This is a genomic window from Streptosporangium sp. NPDC006930 (genome assembly GCF_040635605.1).
Lineage (GTDB): Bacteria > Actinomycetota > Actinomycetes > Streptosporangiales > Streptosporangiaceae > Streptosporangium.
Window position 1 is genome coordinate 211,180 of the sequence record NZ_JBEYID010000010.1, and the last position, 25,358, is coordinate 236,537.

A 25,358-nucleotide genomic window follows, 5' to 3' on the forward strand; every position below is an offset into this window, starting at 1 on the left:
GGGCCGGGGGGGGGCCGCCGGGGGGGCGTTGGGCGCCGGGGCCCCCCCCCGCGGGGGGGGGGGTCGGCCGGCGGGCGCCCCCCGGGCGGGGGGCCCGGCCGGTCACCGCGGATCGGGGGTGTGACGCGGCCACGTCACGCACCCAGCATCGGCTGGATCTTGGCGCACACGCCGCCCAGCACGGCCTTGACGTCGGCGCCGGGCTGCCAGAGCGGGTCGAGCGCGGCCCGTACGGTCTGCGACAGCTCCGCCTGGCCGGTGTGGTTGGGCTTGACCACGCCCTTCTCGATGCCGCCGATCACGACCTCCTGCAGCTGGCCGGGCTTGAGCAGCGGGTTGCTCTTGGCGAGGGTGTCGGCGGTGAGCTGGGAGGCCCGGGGCGGCGGGAAGTAGGCGGCGAGCTTGGCCGAGTTGCCGGGGTTGGTGAAGAAGGCGAGGAAGTCTGCCGCCAGCTCCGCGTTGGCGGACTGCTTGAAGACGCCCAGGCCCGCCTGGCCGATCACCGAGTACTCGCCCTTGGGCCCGGCGGGCAGCGGCACGAGGTCCCAGCCGAACTTCGCGTCCTGCAGGAGCGAGGCGCGGGAGATCTGGGTGATGGTCATCGCCGCGTCGCCCGCGAAGAAGTCGGCCGTGGTGCCGGGGCCGGGGAAGGCCTTGTCGGTGAAGATCGACTTGTGCAGGAACGTCATCGCCTCGACCATCTCGGGGCTGTCGAACCCGCAGCTCTTACCGTCCTCGCTCCAGGCCTGGGCGCCCCAGCCGCCCCACACCGTGGAGAGGTTGTCCCAGCCCTTGTAGTCGAAGTCGCGGACGACCATGCCCGCCTTGCCGGTCTCGGCGGCGACCGCGGCGTTCTGGGCGGCGACCTTCTCCCAGGTCCACGTGCCGTCCTCGATCATCTCCGCGGGAGGCTTCTGGCCCGCCTTCTTGAGCAGGTCGGTGTTGACGAACACGCCGAACGGCGAGGTGGAGAACGGGTAGGCGTACAACTTGCCCTCGGCCTGCCAGAGCTTGACCGCCGAGGGGGTGAGGTCGTCGAACTCGTAGCCCTCGGCCTTGCGCAGCGTGTCGTCGAGCGGCGTCAGCGCGCCGGAGGAGACGAAGTCGGGCGCGGAGTTCTCCAGGATCCAGGCCAGGTCGGGGGCGTTGCCCCCGGCGATCTGGGTGGTCAGGGTCGTGGTGTAGTTCTCGAAGGGGAGGGGGTCGAACTTGATCTCGCCGACGTCGGGGCGCGTCTTCCGGTATTCGGCGGCGATCTCGTCGAACAGCTTCAGGTGGGCCTCGTTGGAGGTCCAGATCGTCATGCGCAGCGGCTGCGGGCCCTGCGCGGCGGGGGCGGCCTCGCCTCCCCCGCCGCACGCCGTCAGGGTGAGCAGCGCCGCCAGCGCGACGGCCGCGGGCTTCGCGAATGTTCTCATGGTCCGATCTCCTTGCTGGGAATCCCCCGGCGGTCGTGGTGGGTGACCGGTCGCCCGGCCGGTGCCGCTCGTCCGGTCAGTAGCCGGTCACCTGCGGCCAGCGCAGCTCGACGCCGTCTCGGGTGAGCCGCCGCTGGAAGTCGGCGAGCAGTCCCTCGTCCTCGCGTACGGCGTGCGGGGTGGTGGCGTTGTCCAGACAGAAGGCCGCGAGGGCCCCCGCGGCCTCGCCGACGTTCCACTCCACCGGGTGCAGCCGGTAGGCGCCGTTGGTGATGTGGGTGGTGCCGATGTTCTTGGACGCGGGCAGCAGGTTGGTCATCCGCTGCGGCACGAGCGCGCCGAGGGGGATCTCGAACGGCGAGCTCGCCACGTCGATGTAGTTGTCGCCCCCGGTGGAGGGGTGCAGGTCGATGCGGTACATCCCCACCCCGACGGAGTCGGCGTAGCTCACCGCGCCCTTGTCTCCGCGCACCGCGAACGACAGATCCTGCTCGGCCACGGTGTACAGGGCGCGGACGCGACGCGACTCGCGGATGTAGGGGGCCTGGGCCAGCCCGTCCTCGCCGCCGCCGGTGACGTCGCCGCGCAGGCGCAGGCCGGGAAAGCCGGTCCCGCCGTCGGCGCGGGGCGCCTCGGTCTGCATCCAGTACAGCACCGAGCGCGACAGCTCGCGGGCGGCGGCCACGTGCGCGGCGGCGTCCGGCACGTCGATGACCGGGCCCTCCAGGTAGTCGATCATCGGCCAGTTGACCAGGGTGATGTCGCTGTCGTAGGCGCCGTCGACGAAGTTGCGCCGCGCGGCGATCCTGCGGAACGTCCACAGGTTCGCGTCACCGGGGTTGAGGCGTTGGTCGGCCTCCACCAGCAGCGGGTCGTCGTCGGGGTTGGGAGTGAAGGAGCGTTCCACGATCTCCAGGGTCCTGGGGTGCGGGCAGCGCCAGGACAGCAGCCGGTCGCCCCAGAAGTCGGGCCGGTAGCTTCTCCAGAACTCGTAGGCGGCGGGTTTGTCGATGGTGTGGTCGCCGTCGACGTGGTCGATCGCGAAGCACACCGAGACGGCCTGCATGTTCATCGGCTGGGCCTCCGCGGGCGCGCTCGGCTCTCCGGTGTCGCCCTGCGACTCGAACCCCGTCACGTACTCGGTGCCGGTCAGCGGCAGCAGCTCACCCGTCTCCGTGGCGTCCAGCACGTACGGCGCGACGGCCGTGACCTCACCTTTCCCGTCGCGGTGCTCCAGGCGCACGGCCCGCACCCGGTCGCCGTCGACCTCGGCGCCGACCGGCCGGTACGGCTGCAGCACGCGCAGCCGGCCGGAGCCCCGGTACGGCGCGAGCATGGCCTCGATCACCGCGACCGCGACGCGCGGCTCGTGGCACAGGCGGCTCACGTGCCCGGCGCCCGGGTTCAGCTCCCGCCAGGCCCGCGACCGCGCGGTGAGCGGGTAGTGGTCGCGGTAGTAGCGGCGGATGCCGTCGCGCAGCGCCCGGTAGGAGGCCGTGACACCGAACCGCTCCACCCAGGAGTGCTCGTCGGGCGGCACGGCCTGGCTGGTCAGCTGGCCGCCGAGCCAGTCGTACTCCTCGGTCAGGATCACGGTGCGCCCGGCTCGCAGCAGCGCCAGGGCGGCGGCGACGCCGCCCAGTCCTCCGCCGACGACCACCGCGTCCGCCGATATCTCAACCACGTCGGGGTTCTCTCCCATCATCGTCGTTCTCTCCGCCTTCTCGCCGTTCCCGGCGTTCTTCGCCTTCTCGGCGCTCCTGGCGTTCCCGGCGCTCCGCACCGTCCGGTCAGCTCCGGACCGGCGCGAGCGTGGATCCCTCGACCAGCTCGCAGGCCAGTAGTTCCTGTGGCGTTCCCCCGCCGCGCTCCAGCAGCCGCGCCAGCAGCTCGACGGCCCTGCGGCCCATCTCCCGCCGCGGGATGCGGAACCCGGTGAGGTCCACATCGACGCGGACGGGCCTGGTCGGGGCGCCCAGCGCGATGAACGACAGGTCACCGGGGATCTCAAGACCCCGCTCGCCCGCCGCGTGCATGATCGCCACGGCGTCGGCGGGCTCCTCGGCGAAGACCGCCGTCACTCCCGCGGCCGACAGCTCGTCCAGCATCTCCTCGGGGGTCCTGCCGACGACCGGCACGTGCACTCCCTCGGCTCCGACGGCGGCCACCGCCTCGCGGAAACCGCGCATGCGGTCGGCCGGCGACTCGGCACCGGCCCCGGTGCCGACGTAGGCGAGCCGCCGGTGGCCGAGTCCCGCCGCCCGGTCGACCAGGGCGCGTACCGCGGGCGAGTAGTCGGCGCCCACGTACGGCACCGGGGCTCCCGCGTCGTCGCGGCGGCCGATGGAGACGAAGGGGATCCCCTCGGTCAGCAGCCGGGCCAGGTCGTCGCGGTCGACGGCGCGCCCGAGGAGCACGCAGCCGTCCGCCAGCCGTACCCGGCTGTCCTCGTTGAAGATGCGGCGCCGCTCCCCCGCGGCCCTGGCACTGGTGAACAGCAGCAGGTCGCAGCCCATCTCCTCGGCGCACTCCTCGATGCCGAGCAGGAAGGGGTGGTAGAAGTCCGCGCTCGCGGTCGGGAAGACCGCCTCGTAGGTGAAGACGCCCAGGATGCGGTTGCGCCGCTCGGCGAGCCGCCGGGCGACCGGGTCCGCGACGTATCCGGTCTCCCTGATCACCCTCAGCACCCGCTCGCGCGTCTCCGGGGCGATGCGCACCTCGGCGTCGATCCGGTTGTTGAGGACGAGCGAGACCGTCGTCTGGCTCACCCCCGCGATGCGGGCGATGTCCTGCTGGGTGAGCCGGCGGCCGGGGGCGGTCACGATTCGTAGCGTCCCATCTGCTGATAATGCGCATTAGCGAAGTTGGGACGTCATCCTGCAATCAGCGGCGGATCCTGTCAAGAGCCGGGCTCCAGGATCTTGTCCTGGAAATTTCGCCGGTGATAATCCGTATTAGCACCTTGACGGGCGGGCACGCCTGGCCGAATCTTTGCGATCAGGGAGAAGTTTCTCACCATCACTCACGGTGAAAGTTGTCGCGAAGGGACGTTCCATGTCTGAACCCCTCCTGGACCGCCGCGGACTCCTGCGCGCGGCGGTCGGCGCCGGCGTGGCCGGCGGTCTCGGGCTCGCCCTTCCCGGGACGGCCACGGCGGCGATCGCGCAGGCGCCCGTACGGGCCGGTACGACCGCGGCGCTGGGGCCCGCCGGATTTCCCACGTACCGCTACATCGGCACGGCGTTCAACAAGGCGAGCCTGCGCTACAACCCGACCAACGAGCTGATCTTCCCCTGCATCCGGGGCATGTACGACAAGATCGCGAGCCCGCTGGGGCGCTACTACCTCTACTACGCCCCCCACGACGCGCCCGGCGGCATCTGCCTCGCCTACGGCAACTCGCTCGGCGGCCCGTTCACCGAGTATCCGAGCAACCCGATCATCCCCAGGACCTGGTCACCGCACTACTCGGTGAGCCACATCTCCTCGCCGCACATCATCTGGAACGCCGCCGACCGGCGGTTCTACATGTACTTCCACGGCGAGAACAACACCACCCGGATGGCCTGGTCGACCGACGGCGTGCGCTTCACCTACCACGGCACGGTGCTGACCACCGCGATGATCCCCGGCTCGACGGAGACCTCCTACGCCCGGGTCTTCGAGCACGCGGTCCCGGGGCTGGGCAACAAGTACGTCATGGTCTTCATGGGCGTCACCGGCGGCTCCCGCAAGATCTTCTGGGGCTGGTCGTCCAACGGCATGGACTGGCGGTTCGACCCGACCCCGCTGGTGTCGCCCGGCCCCGACGGGCAGAGCGACCTGTCCGGACCGTCCCTGCTCAAGCGGAACAACACCACCTATGTCGCCTATCACGGCAACAGCGGAAACGTGTTCCTCACCGAGGTGGGCAACGCCTTCGACCGTGAGGTGCACCTCGGCGTCTTCCACCGTCCCCTGACCGGGGCCCCCGACAACGGCCGTAGCGCCGCGCCCTCCTTCGGCACCGACGGCGGCGTGGCCTACATGTTCTACGAGGCCGGCCGGCGCGGCGGTTCGACGATCGCCGTCGCCCGCGCCGTCTAGGAACACGCGCCCGGACGACTCGCCATCGCCCGGGGCCCGTGACGCGTCATCCCGGCGTGTCACGGGCCTCACCTCGCCCGCACCTCGAGGACGCGGCACCGCGGGTTCGCGCGATTCAGACCGCCGGTGGCGCGACGGACTCGCGGTCGCGCAGCGGCATCGGGACCCGGTGCGTCTCGCTCTCCCTGCCGGCCCCGCCGTCACGGTGGTGGCCGATCTCCGCGAACAGCACGTCCACCGCCCTGCGGCCGAGATCGTAGTGCGGGAGGGCCACCGTGGTGAGTTTGGGCCGCATCCACGAGGCGAGGGGGTGGTCGTCGAACGAGATCACCGAGACGTCCTGCGGGATTCTCAGCCCGTGGTCGCTGAGCGCCTGGTACGCGCCGAGCGCGATCCTGTCGTTGAAACAGATCAACGCGCGCGGGCGCCCCTTCTCCAGGATCGCGCGGGTGGCGTCGAGGCCGTACTCCGGCTGCCAGTCAGGGCAGACCCGCCCACTCGCGATCTTGACGCCCGCCTCGCCCAGCACCTCTCGGATGCCGGCGAGCCGTTCCACGGCCGCGACACTTCCCGCGGGCACATTGCGCATCCCGGGGCCGGCGCCGACCAGGTGGATGCCTTCGCGATGGCTGGCCTTGAGCAGCAGGCGGGCGGCGGTGCGGCCGGCCTCGACCTCGTCGGGGACGATCGAGGAAAGCGGGGAGGGCTGCCTGGGAAGCGCGTTGAGCAGGACCGCGGGAACGGCCGTTATCGTTTTCGGCACCTTGATGGTCCTCGTGAACATCGAGGCCAGGATGATCCCGTCGACCTGACGGTCCTGCATGGCCTGCAGCAGGGCGCGTTCGAGCTCGGGGTCTCCCTCCGTCTCACCGATGAACAGCATCACACCGCGTTCCCGGGCGGCCTCGAGAGATCCCTTGATCATGTCGCCGGCGAGCCGTGAGGTGGCGATCGTGTCGGACACGAAGGCGATGGTCCGCGTGGTGCCCGTGCGCAGTCCCACGGAAACGATGTTGGGCCGATACTGCAACTCCTCGGCGGCCTTCAGGACTCGTTGCTCGACGTCCTGGGAAATGCGCAGCTCACGGCCTCGGCCGGACAGGACGAGCGATGCCGTGGTGGTGGAGACAGCGGCTATCTTGGCGACATCGGCCAGCGTGACCCGCTTTGGGCTCACCGAGAGACCTCCCACGTTGTGAGGGTTGACAGCCAGCTATACGTATGGTGAGACTACCGCATTGCTAATCCGATTTAGCAAATGAGTTCCCAGGACATCCGGCTACTCGCCGGCGAGTTCCCGATCAACCAAGGAGACGCAGATGTCGCGTCGATTCAGCCCTCATCGCCGGGCGGTGCTCATGGTCGTCCTGGGGGGGACGCTGGCCGCCGGTTGCGCCGCACCGGGCAACAACAACGCACCGCAGCCGGAGGCCGCCGGCAGCAGCACCCCGCTGTCGGCCGCACCGACCTGCGGGACCGACCCGATCACGCTCAACGCCTACTTCGAGACCGGTTTCCCCCTGCCGAAGGCGCTCACCACCGAGTTCTCCGCGCAGCACAAGAACGTCACGTGGAACATCCGCGAGGACCAGTTCGCGGTGATCACGCAGAACGCCCCGCGTGTCCTCGCGGACGACCCGCCGGACCTCATGCGACTCCCCCAGGTCTCCGAACTCGTCAAGAACAACCTGCTGAAGAACCTCGACGACTACGCGAAGGTCTTCGGCTGGGACGCCTGGCCCGAGTCCCAGCTCGCGCAGCTGCGCCTCGGCCCCGGGGGCAAGACCCGAGGCGAGGGGTCGCTGTACGCGATGGGGCTCAACTTCAGCATGACCGGCGTCTTCTACAACAAGAAGCTCGCCGAGAAGATCGGGATGTCGTCCCCGCCGACCACCCTGGCCGAGCTCGACGACGCGATCTCGAAGGCCAAGAAGGCCGGCGTCACCCCGATCGCCCAGTTCAACGGAGGAGCCACCGGCGGGCTGGCGTTCCCCCTGCAAGGTCTGATGGCCGCCTACGGCACGGCCGGGCCGATCAACGACTGGATCTTCCAGAAGCCGAACGCCACGATCGACACGCCGACGAACCTCCAGGCCGCGCAGCACCTGGAGCGCTGGATCAAGGCCGGAACCTTCTGGAAGGACGTCAACGCCGTCGACTACGCGACGATGATGAGCCGCTTCATCGGCGGTGACGGCCTGTTCATGTTCAACGGTGACTGGGAGTCCGGCAACCTCGACAAGCAGATGCCGGGCGACGTGGGCTTCTTCCTGATGCCGTCCGCGCAGGAGGGCGGCAAGCTGGCCGCGATGTCGGCTCCCCTCACCTTCGGCATCGGCGCCCAGGCCAAGAACGCCGACTGCGCCGCGTTCTTCCTCAACTGGGTGGCGAGCGATCAGAAGGCGCGCGACATCGCCGTTGAGGTCGGAGGATCGCACCCCATGGGTCCCGCCGACGCTCATATGCCGCCCCTCGCCCAGGACACGGTGACGGCGAGCACGCTCGCGGCCGGAGCGAAGATCGGTGAGGACAACGGCGCGATGGACTTCATCGCCAACGCCACCGGTGCGATCTACGCCAAGAGCTGGACCCCGCAGCTGCAGAAGCTGGTCGGCGGGCAGCAGACCCCCGAAGGCCTGCTGAAGTCGGTGCAGAGCGACTACCAGAGTCAGGTCGAGGGGAGCTGAGCACGCCATGGCACGGCCGACTCCCGACGCGGCGGTCGATCTCGCCGCGACCCGGTCCGGGCCGAAGGCCGTGACGAGGAGGAGGAGCCCCGCCCGATCGGCGGGGCTCCGCACGCCGCACTGGATCGGCTGGCTGTTCGTCGTTCCAGCGCTCGCCTTCTACGTGGTCTTCGTCCTGCGGCCGATCCTCCTGACGTTCCAGTACTCGCTGTACACCTGGGACGGCATCGGCTCGTCCACCTGGGCGGGCCTGAACAACTACGCGAAGGTCTTCCTCGATCCCGACCTGTTCGCCTCCATCGTGAACGCCTTCGAGCTGATCGTGTTCTTCAGCGCGATCCCGGTCGTACTGGGCCTGGTGATCGCCTCGACGATCCGGCGGATCGCCACGAGCCGGCTCGCGCTCGTGGCGAGAACGGTGATCTTCCTGCCGCAGGTCATCCCGCTCGTCGCCGCCGGCATCGCCTGGAGCTGGCTGCTGTCGTCGACCGGTCTGATCAACCAGCTCCTCACCTACGCCGGTCTCGGCGGCGTGACCCGCGCCTGGCTGGGTGACTTCTCCACCGCGCTGCCCGCGGTCGGGGTGATCGGCGCGTGGGTGCTCCTCGGCCTGTGCACCCTGCTGTTCCTGGCGGGCATGAGCAAGATCGACATAGCGCTGTACGAGGCCGCCCGGCTGGACGGGGCAGGGCCGCTTCGGGAGTTCCTCTCGATCACGGTGCCCAGCCTGCGGCAGGAGATCGGCGTCTGCGTCACGGTGACCGTGATCGCCGCCCTCGCCAGCTTCGACATCATCTACATCTCGACCCAGGGCGGGCCGGGGAACGCCACCATGGTCCCCGGCCTGGAGATCTACTACCTGGCCTTCTCCGACCGGCAGGTGGGAACGGCCTCGGCACTCGCCGTCGTGCTGATGCTGCTCGTGCTCGTCTTCGCCCTTCCCATCCAGTGGCTCACCAGGAACAGGTCCACATGATCACCGGATACCGAGAGGCGTGGACGGGAAGGGTGCTGCTCGTCCTGCTGATGACGGTCACCCTTCTGCCGTTCGTCAGCCTGTTCGTCACGGCGCTGCACCCGTCGGGCACCTACCCGCTCGGACTCTCCTGGCCGAGCGACCCGCAGTGGGGCAACTTCGTCCAGGCCTTCCAGGTGGCGCGGATGGGCGAGCTGCTGAAGTCGAGCACGCTCATCGTGCTCGGAGTGGTCCCCCTCGCGCTCATCATCGCGACGATGGCGGGATTCGCCATCGGCCACCTGCGGATCCCCGGACAGCACGTCGTGTTCCTCGCGTTCGTGTTCGGGCTGACGCTGCCTTTCGAGGGCATCATCACCCCGCTGTACTACCAGGTGCGCGACATGGGCCTGCTGAACACCAGGTGGGCGATCATCCTTCCGCTCATCGGGCTGTTCATGCCGTTCTCCGTCTACTGGATGCGCGCGCACTTCGTGAACATGCCCGCGGAACTGTCGGAGAGCGCGCGGATCGACGGGGCGAACGTGTGGCAGCTGTTCTGGCGCGTCCACGTCCCGCTCGCCATGCCGGCGATCTCGTCGCTCGCCATCCTGTTGTTCCTGTGGACCTGGAACCAGTTCCTGCTCGCCATCGTCCTGGTCGACGACCCACTGCAGCGCACCATGTCCGGCGCGCTGGGCGCCTTCCAGGGACAGTGGGGCACCGACATCCCGCTGCTGTGCGCGGGGTCGCTGCTCATCCTGGCTCCCACGCTGCTGATCTTTCTCATCTTCCAGCGCCGGTTCGTCACGGCTCTGCTCCAGGGCTCCCTGAAGGGATGACACACGTCATGTCGTTGCTCGGCACGGATACCGAGACGGGATCGCCTGGACACGGCGGCCGGCCGGCGCGGTGGGACCGGCGCCATCTCGCCCTGCTCACCGACACCCCCGCGACGACGGCGCCGGCCGTCGGTCCCGTGGCCCTGCCGCGCGTGCTGCCGCACGACGACGTCTGGGACCTGTGGCCGATCCAGGAGGAGGACGGCTCGACCTCCACGGTTCTCGGCCACGAGCTGTGGATGGGCCTGTCGGCACCCGCCACCGGTCACCCCGAGGACCGTCATGACCACGCTCGCGTCCGGTTGCTCGCGAAGGACGGCGACGACTGGAAGGACTTGGGGCACGCGTTCGCCGACGGTGCCTCGCCGGGCAGCCGCGAGTGGTCGGGGTCGGCGGTCCGCAGGCCCGACGGCACGGTGTCGGTGTTCTACACGGCCGCCGGCAGGCGAGGCGAGGCGCGCCCGACGTTCGTCCAGCGTGTCGTGGAGGCACGTGCCAGGCTGGTCGCCGACGGCGACCGGATCGTGCTGGAACCGCACGCCGAGCACCGCGAGATCCTGAGCTCGGACGGCCGGACGTATCTGCCCGCCGACGATGTCGAGGGTGGCCCGGGGAAGATTCGGGCCTTTCGCGATCCGGGCTGGTTCCGTGATCCCGCCGACGGGCGTGAGCACCTTCTCGTCGCCGCCTCCGTCGCCTGGGAGGATCGCTTCACGGGCGCGGTGGCCCTCGCCGGCGCGGAGCCTGACGGCTGGTCGCTCCAGCCGCCACTGCTGGTGGCCGACGGGATCAATCACGAGATCGAACGACCGCACATCGTCGCGTACGGGTCCTCGTACTACCTTTTCTTCTGCACGCACCGGCATTCGTTCCACCCCCCGAGGTCGGCGCCCACCGGCCTGTACGGCTTCGTGGCCCCGAGCCTCACCGGACCGTACGAGCCGCTGAACGGCTCCGGGCTGGTGGTCCGCAACCCCGAGAGCGAGCCCGATCAGGCGTACGCCTGGTTGGTGCTGCCCGATCTCCGGGTGGTGAGCTTCCTCAACTACCCGTCCACGGGCGGCGAGGATCCGATGCGGATCCCGGCCACGGAGGCGAGGGCCGGTTTCGGCGGGACGAACGCGCCGGTCCTCGAACTCACCATCGACGGGGTGAACGCCTCCGTGGCCGAGAGCGACGCGGGGCCGCTCCCATGACCACGCGCCGCCCGGTGCTCCCGCCGTGGGGCGGGAGCACCGGGCCGGTCCGGCGGGGCGGGTGGACCTGAACGATCAGGCCCACGCGCCGGTAGCCGGACCGGTCGGCGGGGTGGGCCTGCCTGGGGGGTACAGGCCCACGCGCCGTTTGGGGGGTGCGGATCAGACGCGGGTCCAGCGCTGGTTGCCCTGTCCGTTGCAGTCCCAGATCTGGAGTCTGGCACCGTTGGCGGTGGAGTTGTTGGACACGTCCAGGCACTTGTTCGCGCCGATGGCGGTGATGCTGCCGTCGGAGTTGAAACGCCACTTCTGGTTGTTCTGGCCGTTGCAGTCCCAGATCTGGAGCTGCGCGCCGTTGGCGTTGCTCTGGTTGCTCACGTCCAGGCACTTGTTGCCGTAGACCCGCAACTCACTCGCGCCGGTCAGCGCCCAGCGCTGGTTGTTCTGGCCGTTGCAGTCCCAGATCTGCACCGCGGCACCGTTGGCCTGCGAGACGTTGGCGACGTCCAGGCACCTGCCCGAGCCGACCCCCCTGATCGCGCTCGTCGGCGAGGGCGAGGGCGTCGAACCGGGGTCGCCGGGCTGACCGATGCTGCCGGAGACCGACTGGAGGGCCGCGTACCAGGCGGCGGCCATCTTGTCGTAGCCGCCGGCGGTGGGGTGGATGCCGTCGATCAGGTCGGAGGTGGTCAGCTTGCTGTGCATGTCGACCAGGTGGACGCGCTTGCCGCTGTTCACCTTGTTCTGCACGATGCCGGGGATGGCCGCGTTGAAGGTGCGGGCGGCGGACTCCTGCCCGGAGTTGGACAGCGGGATGATGGTGGCGACGAACACGTCCGCGTCAGGCACGGTCGCGGTGATGCGGTCGATCAGGGTGGAGAGCCGCTGGGGCGCACCGCCCACGTTGTAGTTCTGCAGGATGTCGTTGGTGCCGATGTGCAGCAGCACCGTGCGCGGATTCTGGGTGCGCGCCCAGTTCGTGATGTTCGCGTCGATCTGGTCGATGCGCCAGCCGGGGTGCCCCTGGTGGTCGTGGTCCCCCAGGGAGGCCGGCCCGTTGAACTGTGACCCGACGAAATCCACCGTGTACCGGCCGGAGACCAGCCGCTGCCACAGGCCGATGCGGTATCCGCCCGGCACCTGCGTACCCTCGGTGATCGAGTCGCCCAGTGGCATGACCCGTACGCCGCCGTTGGACTCCGCGCCGGCGACGCTCGTCCGCGTCACCGCGCCCATCGCGACCACGACCACAGCCAGAAGCGCCGCGGTGAACCACCGTCTCCACCTACGCATGCTCAACCTCTTTCCGAAAGCCGAGAGCAGTTACTGCTGACAGCTCGTGTAGCGCTGACGGTCTGTATTCGAAGCACTTTCCAACGAATGTCATGTGGCGGCGGGAGCGGCGGCTCGGGGCACCTCGCGGGTGCCCGCCGGTCACAGGGCTGCGAGGTCCGATGGATCGGGTCGGTCCGGCTTTCGCCGTGCGGAGAATCCTCCTGTCGAGAAATCGGTGACCGTGGGAGAGAATCGCGGATGTGGTGTGTGGCCGGGATTCACGGTCGCCGAGTGTGTCTTTTGGGGGGTGGGGAGATGTGAGCGCTAACATTTTTCTGCCGGTCGCGGCCTCTTCCAGCGTCGAATGATTGTGGTGGTGCAGCGGAGCAAACACGAGGCGAGGAGAGGCTGTCAAGAGCCGGAAACACGGCGAGACGAACAGGAGCGGAAGCCGGAGACGGCTCCATCTGGCGTTTCACAGGTCACCGCACCGAACGGGCCGTGGTGATGTGATGAAAATTTCACCGCCAGCGTCTCGTCCCGGAGGAGGGCACCACGCCCCGCAAGGACCGGCAGACGTCGAAGCGGGTCCATCACGTGTGCGGTACGCGGTGAGACAGAGCCTTACCGCACGAGCTTGACACATTTTGTAATACTTTCCACACTGAGTCCCCGAGACGGCCCCTATGCCAAGTCGGTGGTGCGCGGCGGGGGCCGTCGACCACGGAGTTCATCCCACCTGCGGAACGGCCAGGAGAATCCCCCACTCCGAGAGGTTTCCGCTCATGTCCTCATCCTCCTCGTCACCGTTCAGCCGCCGCGCGCTGCTCACCGGAGCCGGAGGCGCCGCGGCCGGCCTGCTGGGATCACGTCCCGCGTGGGCGGCCAACGCCCCGAGCAGTCCACCGCCTCCCTCGGAAAGCTGTACGGCCAGCTGGACAGGACCGCGGAGAACCAGCTCTGGTACGACAAGCTCAAGGAGGTCATCGACGGCTACCAGCCCGACGTCATCTGGCAGGACTTCAACCTCCCCCAGATCACCGAGGCGCAACGGCTGAACTTCCTCGCCTACTACAACCAGGCCATCGCCTGGAACATCGCCCCGATGGCTGACGGCACCATCCCGTCCGGGCAGCGGACGATCCTGCTGGGCATCGGGGACCACCTGCGACGCTTCGGCGAGTCGATCTACTCCACCCGGGTCTGGACGGCCTTCGGCGAAGGCCCCACGCAGATGGGCGGCGGCTGGTACCGCATGGTCAACCGCACCAACGGCATGGTCATCGACAGCTGGGGCAACACCGCCAACGACGCCAACGCCAGACAGGCCGCCTGGAGCGGCGGCAACAACCAGCAGTGGCGTCTCAACAGCGTGGGCAACGGCCGCCAGCAGATCATCGACCGCGGCACCAACACCGCCCTCGATCGGGCGTGACCCGGACGAGGTACGGCGCCACCACGACCCAGCCTCCCGTGGAGGCGTTCAGCTTCGCCGGTTACGGCCACTCCCTGCCGCTGGACGGCGTGTTCCCCCACGCCATCACCTTCCTCGGCCTCGACGGCGGCACGACCCCCACGCCCACCCCCACGATCACGCCCACTCCCGCGACCGGGAGCGCGATCAGGGGGGGCGGCTCGGGCAGGCGCCTCGACGTGACCGGCGCCTCCCAGGCCAACGGCGCCGCGGTACAGATCTGGGACTGCAACGGCCAGAACAACCAGCGCCGGACCCGGACCTGACCTCACGGCCGACCCGCCCGGCGCGACCGGGCCGGGCGGGTTCCGACGGCGCCGCGCACCTGCCGTCCGCGTCGCCCGCCCGCGGGGAGTCAGTCGGTCGGCGAGAAGATGCGTTGCTGGATCTCCCTGCGGTAGTCGTCCAGCGTGTTGTCGATGTGTGTCGCCGCCGCCTGGGCCGCCGCCTCGGGATCACCGGCGCGGATGGCCTGGTAGATGGCGTCGTGTTCCTCGACGGCCTTCGCCGCGTGCCCGCCCACCGAGCCTCGCAGTCCGATGAGGTTGGACTGCGCCTGCAGCCGGCGGGCCTCCCGCACCGCTATCTGGAGGAACATGTTGTGCGAGGCCGTCGCGATGGCGGTGTGGAAGGCGTCGTCGCCCTCGTTGAACAGATCCTCGCGTCCGGTGTCGAACCCGTAGCGGCACACCCCGGCCCACTTCTCGATGTCTCCCAGTTCCGCCGGGGTGGCGCGGCGGGCGGCCAGCCGGCTGGTCTCCATCTCCTGGGCCCGGCGGAACTCGAACAGCATGTAGATGTGGTCCAGGTCGGTGGGCAGGAAGAAGGACGCCCATCGTCCGGTGCCGAGCATCCCCTCGTCGTCGGCCACGTAGAGGCCGCGCCCTTTCTGGGCGCGTATCCTGCCGAGCGCGGAGAGTATCTTCACCGCCTCGCGGACCACGGTCCGGCTCGTGCCCAGTTGCTGGGCCAGCTCGTTCTCGGTGGGCATGCGGTCACCCGGCCGCAGGTGCAGCCTGGTGATCAACTCCAGCACCTGCTCCGCGGCCACCTCGTAGCCCGGCCGGTATGCGCCTTCCACGCGCGGATTATCGATCACGCTACCCGCCCTCTCCCTGCCACCACCTCCTCAAGAGTACGACCAACTGAGGCACGGATCAGCATCAATCCCTCTCAACCTACCTGAGATTAAGTGCTACACATCCTGCTCGAGCTCGGATCCACGACGGAGAGGAAGGAAGAAGTAAGCCATCTACCTGCACTTATCTTGAAAAGAGCGCCAACTTTGACAAAGGAACCCCTGTGAGGAGTCAGAAATAAGTGGGCTTAAGGTCTTGACGCGACTCAGCGCGAGGAACGTAATTAGTAGCTAAGTCTCCGGGACGCCTCCTGTCGGAGGGCCCCCCTTTGGCCGGACCACATCTGGAGCGGAGGGGAAGCCACCGGCGACAAGGACGGACATCGCCGTCCACGACGGCAACGCGAACGGTTCCAACCACCTCGGACCAGGGCGCGGTTGTTCGGCGACACCTGCAAGAACCGGCCAGGCGTGCTGTTCGGCGCGGGCGAAAACAAAACGGCGTCGAGCCGCCACACCGGCCGGCTGAAACTCCTCACCCCCCACATGAAGGAGAAGCAAGTGGTCTGCCCACCAAGACATGTCGAGATTCGAACCGCGGGGGAGGTCACCTGATGGTGAAGCGGAAATCCCTCTTCGGAGCGATCGCGGTCGCGGCCCTTCTCGTCGTGTCCTCGGCACATGCGGCACTGAGCAGCAGCTCCAGCGCTACCGCGTCGTCGGTGGCGGGGGCCCGCGCCCTCGCGCCGACCGCCGGGTGCGGCAAGGCCCCGGCGCTGAACAGCGGTACGCAGACGATCCAGAGCGGCGGCAAGACCCGCTCCTTCATCCTGAGACTCCCCGACAACTACAACAACAACACCCCCTACCGGTTGTTCTTCGGATTCCACTGGCGGGGCGGCACCATGAACGACGTCGACTCCGGCGGCACCAGCGGTTACCCGTGGTCCTTCTACGGCATGCGGCAGATGTCGAACAACAACGCGATCTTCGTCGCACCCCAGGGCATCGGCAACGGCTGGGCCAACTCCGGCAACGAGGACGTGGTCCTCGTCGACGACCTGATCAGGCGGATCGACGCGGCCCTGTGCGTCGACACCTCGCAGCGCTTCGCCATGGGCTTCAGCTACGGCGGCGGTATGAGCTACTCGCTCGCCTGCAGCCGGGCGAATGTCTTCCGCGCGGTCGCGGTCTACGCCGGCGCCCAGCTCAGCGGATGCAGCGACGGCAGCCAGCCCATCGCGTACATGGGACTGCACGGCATCGGCGACTCGGTGCTGAACATCTCCCAGGGCCGGTCACTGCGTGACAGGTTCGTCAGGAACAACGGCTGCACCGCCCAGAACCCGCCCGAGCCGGGCTCTGGCAGCAGGACGCACATCACCACCACCTACTCGGGCTGCCGCGCGGGCTACCCGGTCGTGTGGGCCGCCTTCGACAACGGTCACATGCCGGGTCCGGTGGACGGGACCTACGCCGAGAGCGGCATCACCACCTGGACCAAGGGCGAGGTGTGGAGGTTCTTCTCGCAGTTCGGAAGCGACCCCAACCCCAACCCCACCCCGACCCCGACCCCGACCGCGAACCCGGGAACGCAGACGAGCCCGCTCCGGGGCACGGCCTCGGGCAAGTGCCTCGACGTGACCGGCGCCTCCCAGGCCAACGGCGCTCTGGCGCAGATCTGGGACTGCAACGGCCAGAGCAACCAGCAGTGGACGTCGAACGGCGCGAATGAGCTGCGGGTCTACGGTAACAAGTGCCTGGACGTGAGCAACCAGAGCAGCGCCGACGGCGCCGCGGTGCAGATCTGGGACTGCAACGGCCAGAACAACCAGAAGTGGCGCCTCAACTCCGACGGCAGCATCACCGCCCTCGGCTCGAACAAGTGCCTGGACGTGCCCAACAACGCCAGCGCCAACGGCACCAAGCTCGTCATCTGGTCCTGCAACGGCGGAGGCAACCAGCGCTGGACCCGGATCTGATCCTCTTGCCTGACCATCTCTGAGACACCTTCGGAATCCCCCGCCGGGAAGAACGACCTCCCGGCGGGGGATTCCGCCCACGGCGGGGCACCTTCGGGTGCCCGCCGTGGGAGAGCGGCACGCCAACCGCCCTCCCACCACCCCCCCACGTAAGGAAGTGCCGTGTTCGAACTCTCGTACTCCGCGATACGGAGACTGATGCTGGCCGGAGCGGCCGCGATCGGATTGACCGCCGCGGCCGCTCTGGTGGCGCCGGTCTCCCCCGCCCTCGCGGCCACCACGACTCTCTACGCCTCCCCCTCCGGCAGCGGCAGCAGCTGCTCCAGCGCCCAGCCGTGCTCGTTGCCGGCCGCGCAGACCGCGGTGCGGGCGCTCACCGGCGCGATGTCCGGTGACATCGTCGTGGAACTGGCCGACGGGGTGTACCGGCTCTCCGCGCCGCTACGGCTCACCGCCGCCGACTCCGGCAACAACGGGTACCAGGTGATATGGCGGGCCGCCCCGTCGGCACGCCCCGTGATCAGCGGCGCGAGGGCGGTCACCGGCTGGTCGCTCGCCGACTCCGGGAAGAACATCTGGCGGGCCAACGTCGGCACCGGGGTCGACTCCCGGCAGCTCTACGTCAACGGTGCCATCGCCACGCGTGCGCGTACCACCGTGAACCGGTCGGACTTCACCGCCAACAGCAGTGGTCTCTCCTTCACCAACGGCGCCCTGAGCTATCTGAACAACCTCGCCAACAAGAACCAGGTCGAGATGGAGAGCGTCGGCTCGTTCACCGACCGGTACGTGAGGGTGCAGAACATCACCGGGAACTTCATCACGATGCAGCAGCCCGGCTGGAGCAACAACAACTTCGGGTACGACACCTTCACCAGCCCGCACCGGGCGGGTCCGCTCTACCTGGCCAACGCCTACGAGTTCCTCGACTCACCGGGCGAGTGGCACCTCAACCCCGGGACCGGCCAGCTCTCCTACATCCCGCTCGCCGGGCAGAACATGAGCAACGTCAGCGTGGAGCTGCCGGTGCTGCAGTCCCTGGTGAACATCGGGGGCACCTACGACGCGCCCGCCCACCACATCGCGTTCACCGGAATCACCTTCACCGGCACGACCTGGATGGGCCCCAGCAGCAACCAGGGCTACGTGGACCAGCAGACCGGCGTCTACATGGCCGGCAACTGGAGCTGGCCCGGCTTCTCCTCCTGCCACAACGGCTGCCCGCAGTTCGAGGCCACCCGGCCGAACTGGTACCAGATGCCCGCCGCGGTGCAGGTGTCCGCCGCCAACAACATCACCTTCAGCGACTCGCAGTTCTTCAACCTCGGCCAGACGGCCGTGGGCATCGGCAACGACGCCAACGGCCACACCAGCGGTGTCGGCCTGGGCGCGAGCAACATCACCGTCACCCGGTCCGAGATCGCCCGCACCTCGGCCGGCGGCATCGTGGTCGGCGGCGTGCGCGCCGACGCGCACCACCCCGGCGACCAGCGGATGGTGAACCGGAACATCACCGTCAGCAACAACCGCATCCACGACCTCGGCGTGGAGTACCGGGGCATCGTGTCGGTCCTGACCACCTACGTCAACACCACCACCGTCTCCAACAACGAGGTCTACAACATGCCGTACACCGGCATGTCGATCGGGTACGGCTGGGGCGCCAACGACGCCGGCGGCAGTGAGCACTACGCCGGTCGCGGCCTGTACAACTACCAGCCGAGGTACACCACGGCCACCACCGCGTCCAACAACCGGCTCACCGGCAACTACGTGCACGACGTCATGCAGCAGATGAACGACGGCGGATGCATCTACACGCTGTCGGCGAACCCGAACGCGGTGATCAGCGACAACTACTGCCTGCGGACCAACGGCTACTTCGGGCTCTACTTCGACGAGGGCTCGCGCTACTACACCGCTCGCAACAACGTCTTCTCCTCCACCGGCACCTGGGCCACCGCCAACTACTGGTACGCCGAGAACATGGGGAACTTCACCGTCACCAACAACTGGTCGACCAACGGCAGCACCAACGTGACCAACGGCGACCGGGGCAACGTCGTCAACGGCAACGTCACGGTCACCAACGGCAACTGGCCCTCGGGAGCCCAGGCCGTGATGGCCGCCGCCGGCCCCCAGACAGGCGGTAACCCACAGCAGAGCGCGCAGATCGTCGGAGCCCAGTCGAACCGCTGCGTCGACGTGACCGGCAACAGCACCGCCAACGGAGCCCAGGCACATCTCTGGGACTGCGGCAGCGCCACCAGCCAGCGCTGGACCCACACCGCGGGCAAGCAGCTGCAGGTGTACGGCAACAAGTGCCTGGACGCCTACGGCCAGGGGACCGCCAACGGCACCCAGGTGATCATCTGGGACTGCAACGGCGGCACCAACCAGCAGTGGAACGTCAACGCCAACGGCACCATCACGGGCGTGCAGTCGGGGCTGTGCCTGGACGCGCCCAGCAACGCCACCGCCAACGGCACCAAGCTCAACCTCTGGGCCTGTAACGGCGGCGCCAACCAGCGCTGGAGCCTGCGCAACTGATCCGGCCGTCTCACGCCTTCGCCGGGGCGGCCCACCGCCCCGGCGAAGGCGTGGCCGGGGGCGGGCGCGGACGGACCCACCCGCCCGGGACGCTCCGGGGGGCACCGTCGCCGGAACGCAGGCCCCCATCCCGCCCACACCACCGAACACGAGGGAAAGCACCACATGAGCACGCCGGGCGACATCGACGACCTCCTGCGGTATCTGGAACGCGAAGGTCTCGTCCTTCATCACGGCATCGGTGACGCCACCGTGTGGTTCGCCGCCGAGTTCCGCGAGCGCATGATCGCCGAACGGCTCGCGATGCTGCCCGACGAGCCCCTGGTGAGCGTCGCCACGGCGGCCGCGGTGCTCAACGTCCCGCACTCCCACGTCATCGCCGAGGTGCGCGCCGCGACCCTCGCCGGCCACGACAACGGCCGGCAGATTCGGGTGCGGCGCGAGTCCCTGGTACGGCGCGTCACCGCCCTGGGCCTGACCGGGCCGGCTCCCTCCAACGAGCCCTCGGACCTTCCCGGCGGCCCCGCGCGAGGGAACGCGTGTCCGTAGGCCGCCGCCGGCCCTCAGCGCTCCAGGCGCACGGGATCGCTCGGCCCGCCGCGACGAACGAGCCAGGCTTCGGTGATGTGCGTGAACATCGCCCCGGCGGCACCGCCGGGGTCGTGGGCGGCGATGTGCTCGTAAATACGGCGATGACCGAGGTTGGACGCCACGCACAGGGCCCGCTGGGGCTGGCCCAGGTAGCGGGCGGTGTTGATGACCTGGCTCTCCAGTGCCCGCACCACGCCGCGGGCGATGCGGTTTCCGGACGCCTGCATGATCGTGTCGTGGAAGGCGCGGTCGTGGTCGGCGTACGTGACGTGATCGTCCACGAGCTCGTCCATCCGGTCGACCAGCGCACGCAGCCGATCGATGGTCTCCTGGTCCGCGAGGCGGGCGGCGAGATTCGCCATGTCGGACTCCAGCACGCGCCGCGTGACGACGAGGTCGTCGAGGATCGCCAGGCTCTCGTCCTCGGCGATGGTCGCCGCGAGGACGAGCTCATCGAGCATGTCCCACATCGTCGGCGAGGTGACTATGGTGCCGCTGCCCTGGCGGACCTGCACCAGCCCCTTCTCCTGAAGGATCTTCACTGCCTCACGGATGACGGTCCGGCTCACCGAGAAGGTCTCGCAGAGGACCGGCTCGGCGGGCAGCGGTGTGCCGGGCGGGTGCGCTCCGCGAACGATGCGCTCCACCAGCTCCGCCGTGACCGCCCTGGCGAGGTTCGTCGGCCGTCGCACCCACGCCGGAGGGGACGCCAAGCTCAGGGGCGACTCCTGTGATGCCGTCATATCTCCTCCGGTGCCGCGGGCGGCGCCACATTTCAACATCAGTATATGTCACGCATATTGACGTCAGACGTCATACGAATTACGTTTCGCCTCAAACGAAGGCCGGGCGAGCCCGGCCACCCTCTGGAGAGTGAACAGCAATGAAGCAGCGAGCACTCTGGTCGGCCGTCCTGGCCGCGGGGCTGGTCTTGACCGGCTGCGGAAGCGCCACGCGACCCACGTCGTCGCCGAGCGACTCCGGCAAGGTCACGAAACTCGTGGTCTGGGACTGGAAATCGGGTGAGGCGTCCGCCGCCAACTACATCCAGAAGGCGAAGGACGACTTCGCCAAGAAGCATCCGGACGTCACGGTCGAGTTCGTGGCCCAGCCCTTCGACCAGTACTACACCCTGCTGGGCTCGGCGATCCAGTCCAGCGCGGGGCCCGACGTCATGCTCTTCAACGGAGGCGGCCAGATCCGCGACCGCGTGGACGCGCTCCTCCCACTCGACCAGTACATGGCCGAGGACAAGCAGCGCCTGGCGGGCTGGGACGCGTTCAGCGAGGGCGGCAAGATCTACGCCGCTCCGTTGACGTTGCAGGGCCACCCGATCTACTACAACAAGACGCTGTACGAGAAGGCGGGACTCGACCCGGCGAGCCCCGCCACCACCTGGGACAAGTTCCTCGAAGACTGCGCCACCATCAAGAAGGCGACCGGGGCCAAGTGCTTCGCGCTCGGCAACAAGGAGGGCGCCGGCATCCAGTTCTTCATGTCGGGCCTCGGCTCGGGCATCCTGACGGCACAGGAGTACGACGACTGGATCGCCGGGAAGCGCGTCTGGGACTCCCCCAACGTGAAGAAGATCTTCAAGTTGTGGAAGGACACCGGCGACGCGAAGCTGAACAACGACGGGGCCAACTCGACCGCGATGTTCAACGACGCCTTCACGATCTTCAACTCCGGTAAGGCCGCCCACATCATCGGACTGATGTCCGACATCGGCCACTGGAAGGACTTCAGCGAGTTCCTGGGGGCCGACAAGCTCGGCGTCATGCCGGCTCCGGTCGTCACCGACGGGGTGACCCCGAGCCTCGCCTACGACGGCGGCATCGGCTACGGCGTCGCGAAGTGGGCGAAGGACCCCAAGCTCGCCGCCGACCTGGTGCGGTCACTGACCACCACCGACGCCCTCACCGCCTTCTACTCCGACGCCGGCGCGATCGCGTCCGACACCACGATCGATGTCTCGCAGGCCCCCGCGGCCGTCGGCACGCTCGTCTCCCAGCTCAAGGAAGGCAAGCCCGCACTGCATGTCGCGTTGTCCTCCAAGACCCTGGACCTGATGGGAAGGCTTTCCCAGCAGCTCCTGAGCGGCTCGGCGACCGTCGACGAGGTAGTGGAGCAGCTGGCCGCCTCGGATCGGGCGAGCTGATCTCGTGCCGGTCAGAGATTCGTCACCGTCTGCCCGCCCGGTCGGTTCCGGGCGGGCAGGCGGTGCAGGCGGTGCGGGAGGAACGAAGGAAGCAGGGCAGCGGGTACGCCGTGCCGACACCGGGATCGTTTCCCGGCCGCCCTCCCGCTCCTTGCGTTCCGAGCGCCTCGCGCCTTACGTTCTGGTGGCTCCGGCCCTACTGATCATCGTGGTCCTGCGGCTGTGGCCGCTGCTGCTGGGCGTCAACTTCTCCTTCACCGGCGACGGTGAGCGCAACGGGGCGATGGTCGGCTTCGACAACTACCTGGAGATGTTCCAGGACGCGACGTTCCAGAGCGCGCTGCGCAACGTCTTGCTGCTGGTGCTGCTGCTTCCGCTGGCGGTGGCCATCCCCGGGCTGCTCGCGACGTTCATCTACCTGCGTGTTCCCGGGCACCGGGTCTTCCGCAGCGTCTACTTCTTCCCGGCCGTGCTCTCGCCGGTGATCGTCGGTGCGATCTTCAACCTGATGCTCGCCTTCGACGGCCCGTTGAACTCCGTCCTCGCGACGATCGGCCTCGGTCCCGTCGACTGGCTCGGTGATCCGGATGTCGCCATGTTCGCGGTGGTCGGCGTGCAGATCTGGGCGACGTTCGGGATGGCCCTGGTGGTGTTCCTCGCCGGATTCGCCACCCTGGACTCCGCGCTCCTGGACGCGGCCAGGATGGACGGCGCGTCGCTCCCCCAGACCATCTGGCACGTGATCATCCCGGGCCTGACCCGCACCATTCAGTTCGTCTTCGTGACCACGATGATCGGGATGCTGACATCCATGTTCGGCCTGCTGTACGTCATGACCAGCGGCGGCCCGGAGGGGTCCACCTACCTGCCGGAGTACTACGTCTGGATCCAGCAGGGACAGATGAACCGCCCCGCGCTCGCCTCGGCCGCGTCGACGGTCCTCTTCCTCATCATGCTCGTGGTGGGGCTCCTGCAGATCAGCGTGCTCCGCCGCGCGGGGAGGCAGGACTGATGCTCGGCAAGAGACTGCTCAGGTGGGTGCTCGCCGTCCCGATGGCGCTCCTCGCGCTGGCGACGATCTACCCCCTCATATTCACCGTCAACGTCGCCCTGAAGACCCGGCGCGAGTACGTCCTCGACCGCTTCGCCCTGACGACCTCCCTGCAGTGGGAGAACATCCTCACGGCGTGGACCAGCGTCGGCATGGCCCGATACTTCGCCAACTCGCTCATCGTGGTGACGATCTCGGTGGTCCTGCTGCTCCTCTTCGGGTCGATGGCGGGCTTCGCGCTGAGCCAGCTGCGGTTTCGCGGTTCCAAGGTGCTTTTCCTCGGCTGTCTCGCGGCGCTGCTCATCCCGTTTCAGGTGATCATGGTGCCGCTCGCGCGGGTCATGGCCGACAGCGGCCTCATCGACACCTACCCGGGGCTGATCCTGGCCTACGTCGCGCAGTTCCTGCCGTTCACCATCTTCCTGATGACGAGTTACTACAAGACCATCCCGGCGGAGATCGTCGACGCGGCGAGGATCGACGGGAACACCACGTACGGCGTCTACCGGCGGATCATGCTGCCGATGGGCACTCCGGCGCTGCTGTCGGTCGGCATTCTCAACACGCTGTTCTGCTGGAACGACGTGCTCATCGCCCTGCTGATGATGCCGTCGGCCGACCACCGCACCCTCATGGTCGGGGTCACCTCGCTGCGTGGACAGTACTCCGACAACATCCCCACCTTCGCCTCCGGGGTGCTGATCGCCGCCGTACCCATGTTGATGATCTATCTCTTTCTCCAGCGCCAGATCGCCGACGGGGTCACCGCCGGTTCCACGAAGGGCTGACATGCGTATTTCGGGGTATCGCACTTTGACGACGGTCCAGGAATGGGACCGTCCTGTCGGTGATTCCAACGGCGTCTACGCCGACGGGGTCGTTCCGGTGTCCATCGTCATGGTGGACACCGACGAGGGGATCACCGGTGTCGGCATCGGGCCCCACGTGGAGATCGACGGCGTCTTCGCCGCCATCGAGGGCGAGGATCCGCGCGGCGTGGCGGCGCTGTACGACCGCATGCTGCGGCAGACCTTCAAGGCGGGCCACGCGGGCGCGGTGTTCGGGACCATCGGCGCCCTGGACACCGCCCTGTGGGACATCAAGGCGAAGATCGCCGGTGAACCGCTCTGGCGTCTGCTGGGCGGGCGTGACAGGCGGGTCCCCGCCTACGCCTCCGGCCTGGACATCGGCCTGACCGACGACGAACTCGTCTCGGCCTACGAGGTCTACGCCCGGTACGGCCTGCGGGCGGCCAAGATCAAGGGCGGCCTCGACATCGAGCGGGACATGCAGCGCCTGACGCTGGTGCAGGAGGTCCTGACCGCGGCCGGGCACGGGAGGCGGCCGGGCCTGATGCTCGACGTGAACGAGTCGTGGTCGCGCAAGCAGGCGATCCGGCACATCTGCGAACTGGAGCGCACCCTGGATCTCACCTGGATCGAGGAGCCCGTCCGGCGGTGGGACGCCGAAGGCCACGCCGCCGTCGGCCGCGGGATCCGCGCGTCGGTCGCCACCGGGGAGAACCTCACCGGCCTTGAGCAGTATCGTCCGCTGCTGGCCGCGGGGGCCGTCGACATCGTCCAGATGGCCGCGGTCTGGGGTGTCTCCCATTTCCTGCGGGTGTCGGCCCTGGCTCACGCCCACGATCTGCCGGTCAGCCCGATCGGCAACATCCCGATCGGCCTGCTGCACGCCGCGACCTCGGTGCCGAACCACATCGCCAGCGAGTTGCAGGACCTGCGTCCGCCACTGGGGGTGTCCGTCGACCTGCACGTCGAGGACGGCGCGTTCCACCTCGGGGACTCGCCCGGCCTGGGCGTCACGGTCGACGAGGACGTCATCAGGGGGTTCACCCGCCGGCCGGGCACCCTGACGGCCGACGGCCCCGGCGTCCGTCCTGAGCAGGCCGGACGCCGACTGCTCTCGGTGATCGATCACGATCAGGTCGCGCAGCAGCGCCTGCTCGCCCCCCTGGCCGTGGAACTGCGCGACCGAGCGCCGAGGTAGCCCTCACC

General features: G+C 68.6%; 22 protein-coding genes. 15 read left to right on the plus strand and 7 right to left on the minus strand.

Features of this window, described 5'->3' with window-relative positions:
* Positions 1-134: 134 nt before the first annotated feature.
* The 3 genes from ABZ664_RS19810 to ABZ664_RS19820 form a co-directional block, all read right to left on the minus strand.
* The gene (locus ABZ664_RS19810; RefSeq protein ID WP_362511431.1) at positions 135-1,418 is read right to left on the minus strand and encodes a sugar ABC transporter substrate-binding protein; all 1,284 of its coding nucleotides are present in this window, start codon (positions 1,416-1,418) and stop codon (positions 135-137) included.
* 76 nt (positions 1,419-1,494) lie between these two features.
* Positions 1,495-3,201: an FAD-dependent oxidoreductase gene (locus ABZ664_RS19815; protein ID WP_362511434.1), complete on the minus strand. Its 1,707-nt coding sequence runs from the start codon at positions 3,199-3,201 to the stop codon at positions 1,495-1,497.
* Between the two features lie 7 nt (positions 3,202-3,208).
* Entirely contained in the window at positions 3,209-4,240 is a 1,032-nt protein-coding gene (locus ABZ664_RS19820) for a LacI family DNA-binding transcriptional regulator (protein WP_362511437.1), read from the minus strand.
* A gap of 232 nt (positions 4,241-4,472) precedes the next feature.
* Here ABZ664_RS19820 and ABZ664_RS19825 point away from each other — a divergent pair, with 232 nt between their 5' ends.
* A complete protein-coding gene (locus ABZ664_RS19825) occupies positions 4,473-5,504 on the plus strand; it encodes a hypothetical protein (RefSeq protein WP_362511440.1) in 1,032 nt (343 codons plus the stop codon).
* A 115-nt stretch (positions 5,505-5,619) separates the two neighbouring features.
* Here ABZ664_RS19825 and ABZ664_RS19830 read toward each other — a convergent pair whose 3' ends face one another.
* Positions 5,620-6,681: a LacI family DNA-binding transcriptional regulator gene (locus tag ABZ664_RS19830; RefSeq protein ID WP_362511443.1), complete on the minus strand. Its 1,062-nt coding sequence runs from the start codon at positions 6,679-6,681 to the stop codon at positions 5,620-5,622.
* 142 nt (positions 6,682-6,823) lie between these two features.
* Here ABZ664_RS19830 and ABZ664_RS19835 point away from each other — a divergent pair, with 142 nt between their 5' ends.
* From ABZ664_RS19835 to ABZ664_RS19850, 4 genes are read left to right on the plus strand one after another with little or no spacing between them, the layout of a single operon-like run.
* A complete protein-coding gene (locus tag ABZ664_RS19835) occupies positions 6,824-8,191 on the plus strand; it encodes a hypothetical protein (RefSeq protein ID WP_362511446.1) in 1,368 nt (455 codons plus the stop codon).
* A 7-nt stretch (positions 8,192-8,198) separates the two neighbouring features.
* On the plus strand, positions 8,199-9,167 hold the full coding sequence (locus ABZ664_RS19840; protein WP_362511449.1) for a sugar ABC transporter permease: 969 nt from the start codon (positions 8,199-8,201) through the stop codon (positions 9,165-9,167).
* Entirely contained in the window at positions 9,164-9,988 is an 825-nt protein-coding gene (locus tag ABZ664_RS19845) for a carbohydrate ABC transporter permease (protein ID WP_362511452.1), read from the plus strand. Before ABZ664_RS19840 ends, ABZ664_RS19845 begins: the two co-directional genes overlap by 4 nt.
* A complete protein-coding gene (locus ABZ664_RS19850) occupies positions 9,985-11,184 on the plus strand; it encodes a glycoside hydrolase family 68 protein (RefSeq protein WP_362511456.1) in 1,200 nt (399 codons plus the stop codon). Before ABZ664_RS19845 ends, ABZ664_RS19850 begins: the two co-directional genes overlap by 4 nt.
* 162 nt (positions 11,185-11,346) lie before the next feature.
* Here ABZ664_RS19850 and ABZ664_RS19855 read toward each other — a convergent pair whose 3' ends face one another.
* Positions 11,347-12,477, minus strand: a complete 1,131-nt coding sequence (locus ABZ664_RS19855; protein ID WP_362511459.1) for a ricin-type beta-trefoil lectin domain protein — start codon at positions 12,475-12,477, stop codon at positions 11,347-11,349.
* An 859-nt stretch (positions 12,478-13,336) separates the two neighbouring features.
* Here ABZ664_RS19855 and ABZ664_RS19860 point away from each other — a divergent pair.
* Together ABZ664_RS19860 and ABZ664_RS19865 are read left to right on the plus strand one after the other, a co-directional pair.
* On the plus strand, positions 13,337-13,894 hold the full coding sequence (locus ABZ664_RS19860) for an RICIN domain-containing protein (protein WP_362511462.1): 558 nt from the start codon (positions 13,337-13,339) through the stop codon (positions 13,892-13,894).
* Positions 13,891-14,199 (plus strand): RICIN domain-containing protein, encoded by a 309-nt coding sequence (locus ABZ664_RS19865; protein WP_362511465.1) that lies wholly within the window; start codon positions 13,891-13,893, stop codon positions 14,197-14,199. The genes ABZ664_RS19860 and ABZ664_RS19865 overlap by 4 nt, the downstream gene beginning before the upstream one ends.
* A gap of 89 nt (positions 14,200-14,288) precedes the next feature.
* Here the strand turns inward: ABZ664_RS19865 and ABZ664_RS19870 are convergent, their stop codons facing one another.
* A complete protein-coding gene (locus ABZ664_RS19870; RefSeq protein ID WP_362511467.1) occupies positions 14,289-15,014 on the minus strand; it encodes a FadR/GntR family transcriptional regulator in 726 nt (241 codons plus the stop codon).
* A 435-nt stretch (positions 15,015-15,449) separates the two neighbouring features.
* On the opposite strand from ABZ664_RS19870, the gene ABZ664_RS19875 reads away from it, so the two are divergent.
* The 4 genes from ABZ664_RS19875 (at position 15,450) to ABZ664_RS19890 (ending at position 20,092) form a co-directional block, all read left to right on the plus strand.
* On the plus strand, positions 15,450-15,626 hold the full coding sequence (locus ABZ664_RS19875) for a hypothetical protein (protein WP_362511470.1): 177 nt from the start codon (positions 15,450-15,452) through the stop codon (positions 15,624-15,626).
* Positions 15,626-16,993 (plus strand): lectin, encoded by a 1,368-nt coding sequence (locus ABZ664_RS19880; protein ID WP_362511473.1) that lies wholly within the window; start codon positions 15,626-15,628, stop codon positions 16,991-16,993. Before ABZ664_RS19875 ends, ABZ664_RS19880 begins: the two co-directional genes overlap by 1 nt.
* A 162-nt stretch (positions 16,994-17,155) precedes the next feature.
* Complete coding sequence (locus tag ABZ664_RS19885) at positions 17,156-19,543, plus strand: ricin-type beta-trefoil lectin domain protein (protein ID WP_362511476.1); 2,388 nt, start codon at positions 17,156-17,158, stop codon at positions 19,541-19,543.
* 165 nt (positions 19,544-19,708) lie between these two features.
* Positions 19,709-20,092: a hypothetical protein gene (locus ABZ664_RS19890; protein ID WP_362511480.1), complete on the plus strand. Its 384-nt coding sequence runs from the start codon at positions 19,709-19,711 to the stop codon at positions 20,090-20,092.
* Between the two features lie 14 nt (positions 20,093-20,106).
* On the opposite strand, the gene ABZ664_RS19895 is transcribed toward ABZ664_RS19890, so the two are convergent.
* Positions 20,107-20,877 carry a FadR/GntR family transcriptional regulator gene (locus ABZ664_RS19895; protein ID WP_362511483.1) on the minus strand — a complete coding sequence of 257 codons (771 nt, stop codon included), beginning with the start codon at positions 20,875-20,877 and terminating at the stop codon, positions 20,107-20,109.
* 140 nt (positions 20,878-21,017) lie between these two features.
* On the opposite strand from ABZ664_RS19895, the gene ABZ664_RS19900 reads away from it, so the two are divergent.
* The 4 genes from ABZ664_RS19900 to ABZ664_RS19915 all read left to right on the plus strand — a co-directional run bounded on the left by ABZ664_RS19900 (position 21,018) and on the right by ABZ664_RS19915 (position 25,350).
* Positions 21,018-22,292: an extracellular solute-binding protein gene (locus tag ABZ664_RS19900; protein ID WP_362511486.1), complete on the plus strand. Its 1,275-nt coding sequence runs from the start codon at positions 21,018-21,020 to the stop codon at positions 22,290-22,292.
* Between the two features lie 184 nt (positions 22,293-22,476).
* Positions 22,477-23,304 carry a sugar ABC transporter permease gene (locus ABZ664_RS19905; RefSeq protein WP_362511489.1) on the plus strand — a complete coding sequence of 276 codons (828 nt, stop codon included), beginning with the start codon at positions 22,477-22,479 and terminating at the stop codon, positions 23,302-23,304.
* The gene (locus tag ABZ664_RS19910; RefSeq protein WP_362511492.1) at positions 23,304-24,131 is read left to right on the plus strand and encodes a carbohydrate ABC transporter permease; all 828 of its coding nucleotides are present in this window, start codon (positions 23,304-23,306) and stop codon (positions 24,129-24,131) included. Before ABZ664_RS19905 ends, ABZ664_RS19910 begins: the two co-directional genes overlap by 1 nt.
* A 25-nt stretch (positions 24,132-24,156) precedes the next feature.
* Positions 24,157-25,350: a mandelate racemase/muconate lactonizing enzyme family protein gene (locus ABZ664_RS19915; RefSeq protein ID WP_362511495.1), complete on the plus strand. Its 1,194-nt coding sequence runs from the start codon at positions 24,157-24,159 to the stop codon at positions 25,348-25,350.
* Positions 25,351-25,358: the final 8 nt, after the last annotated feature.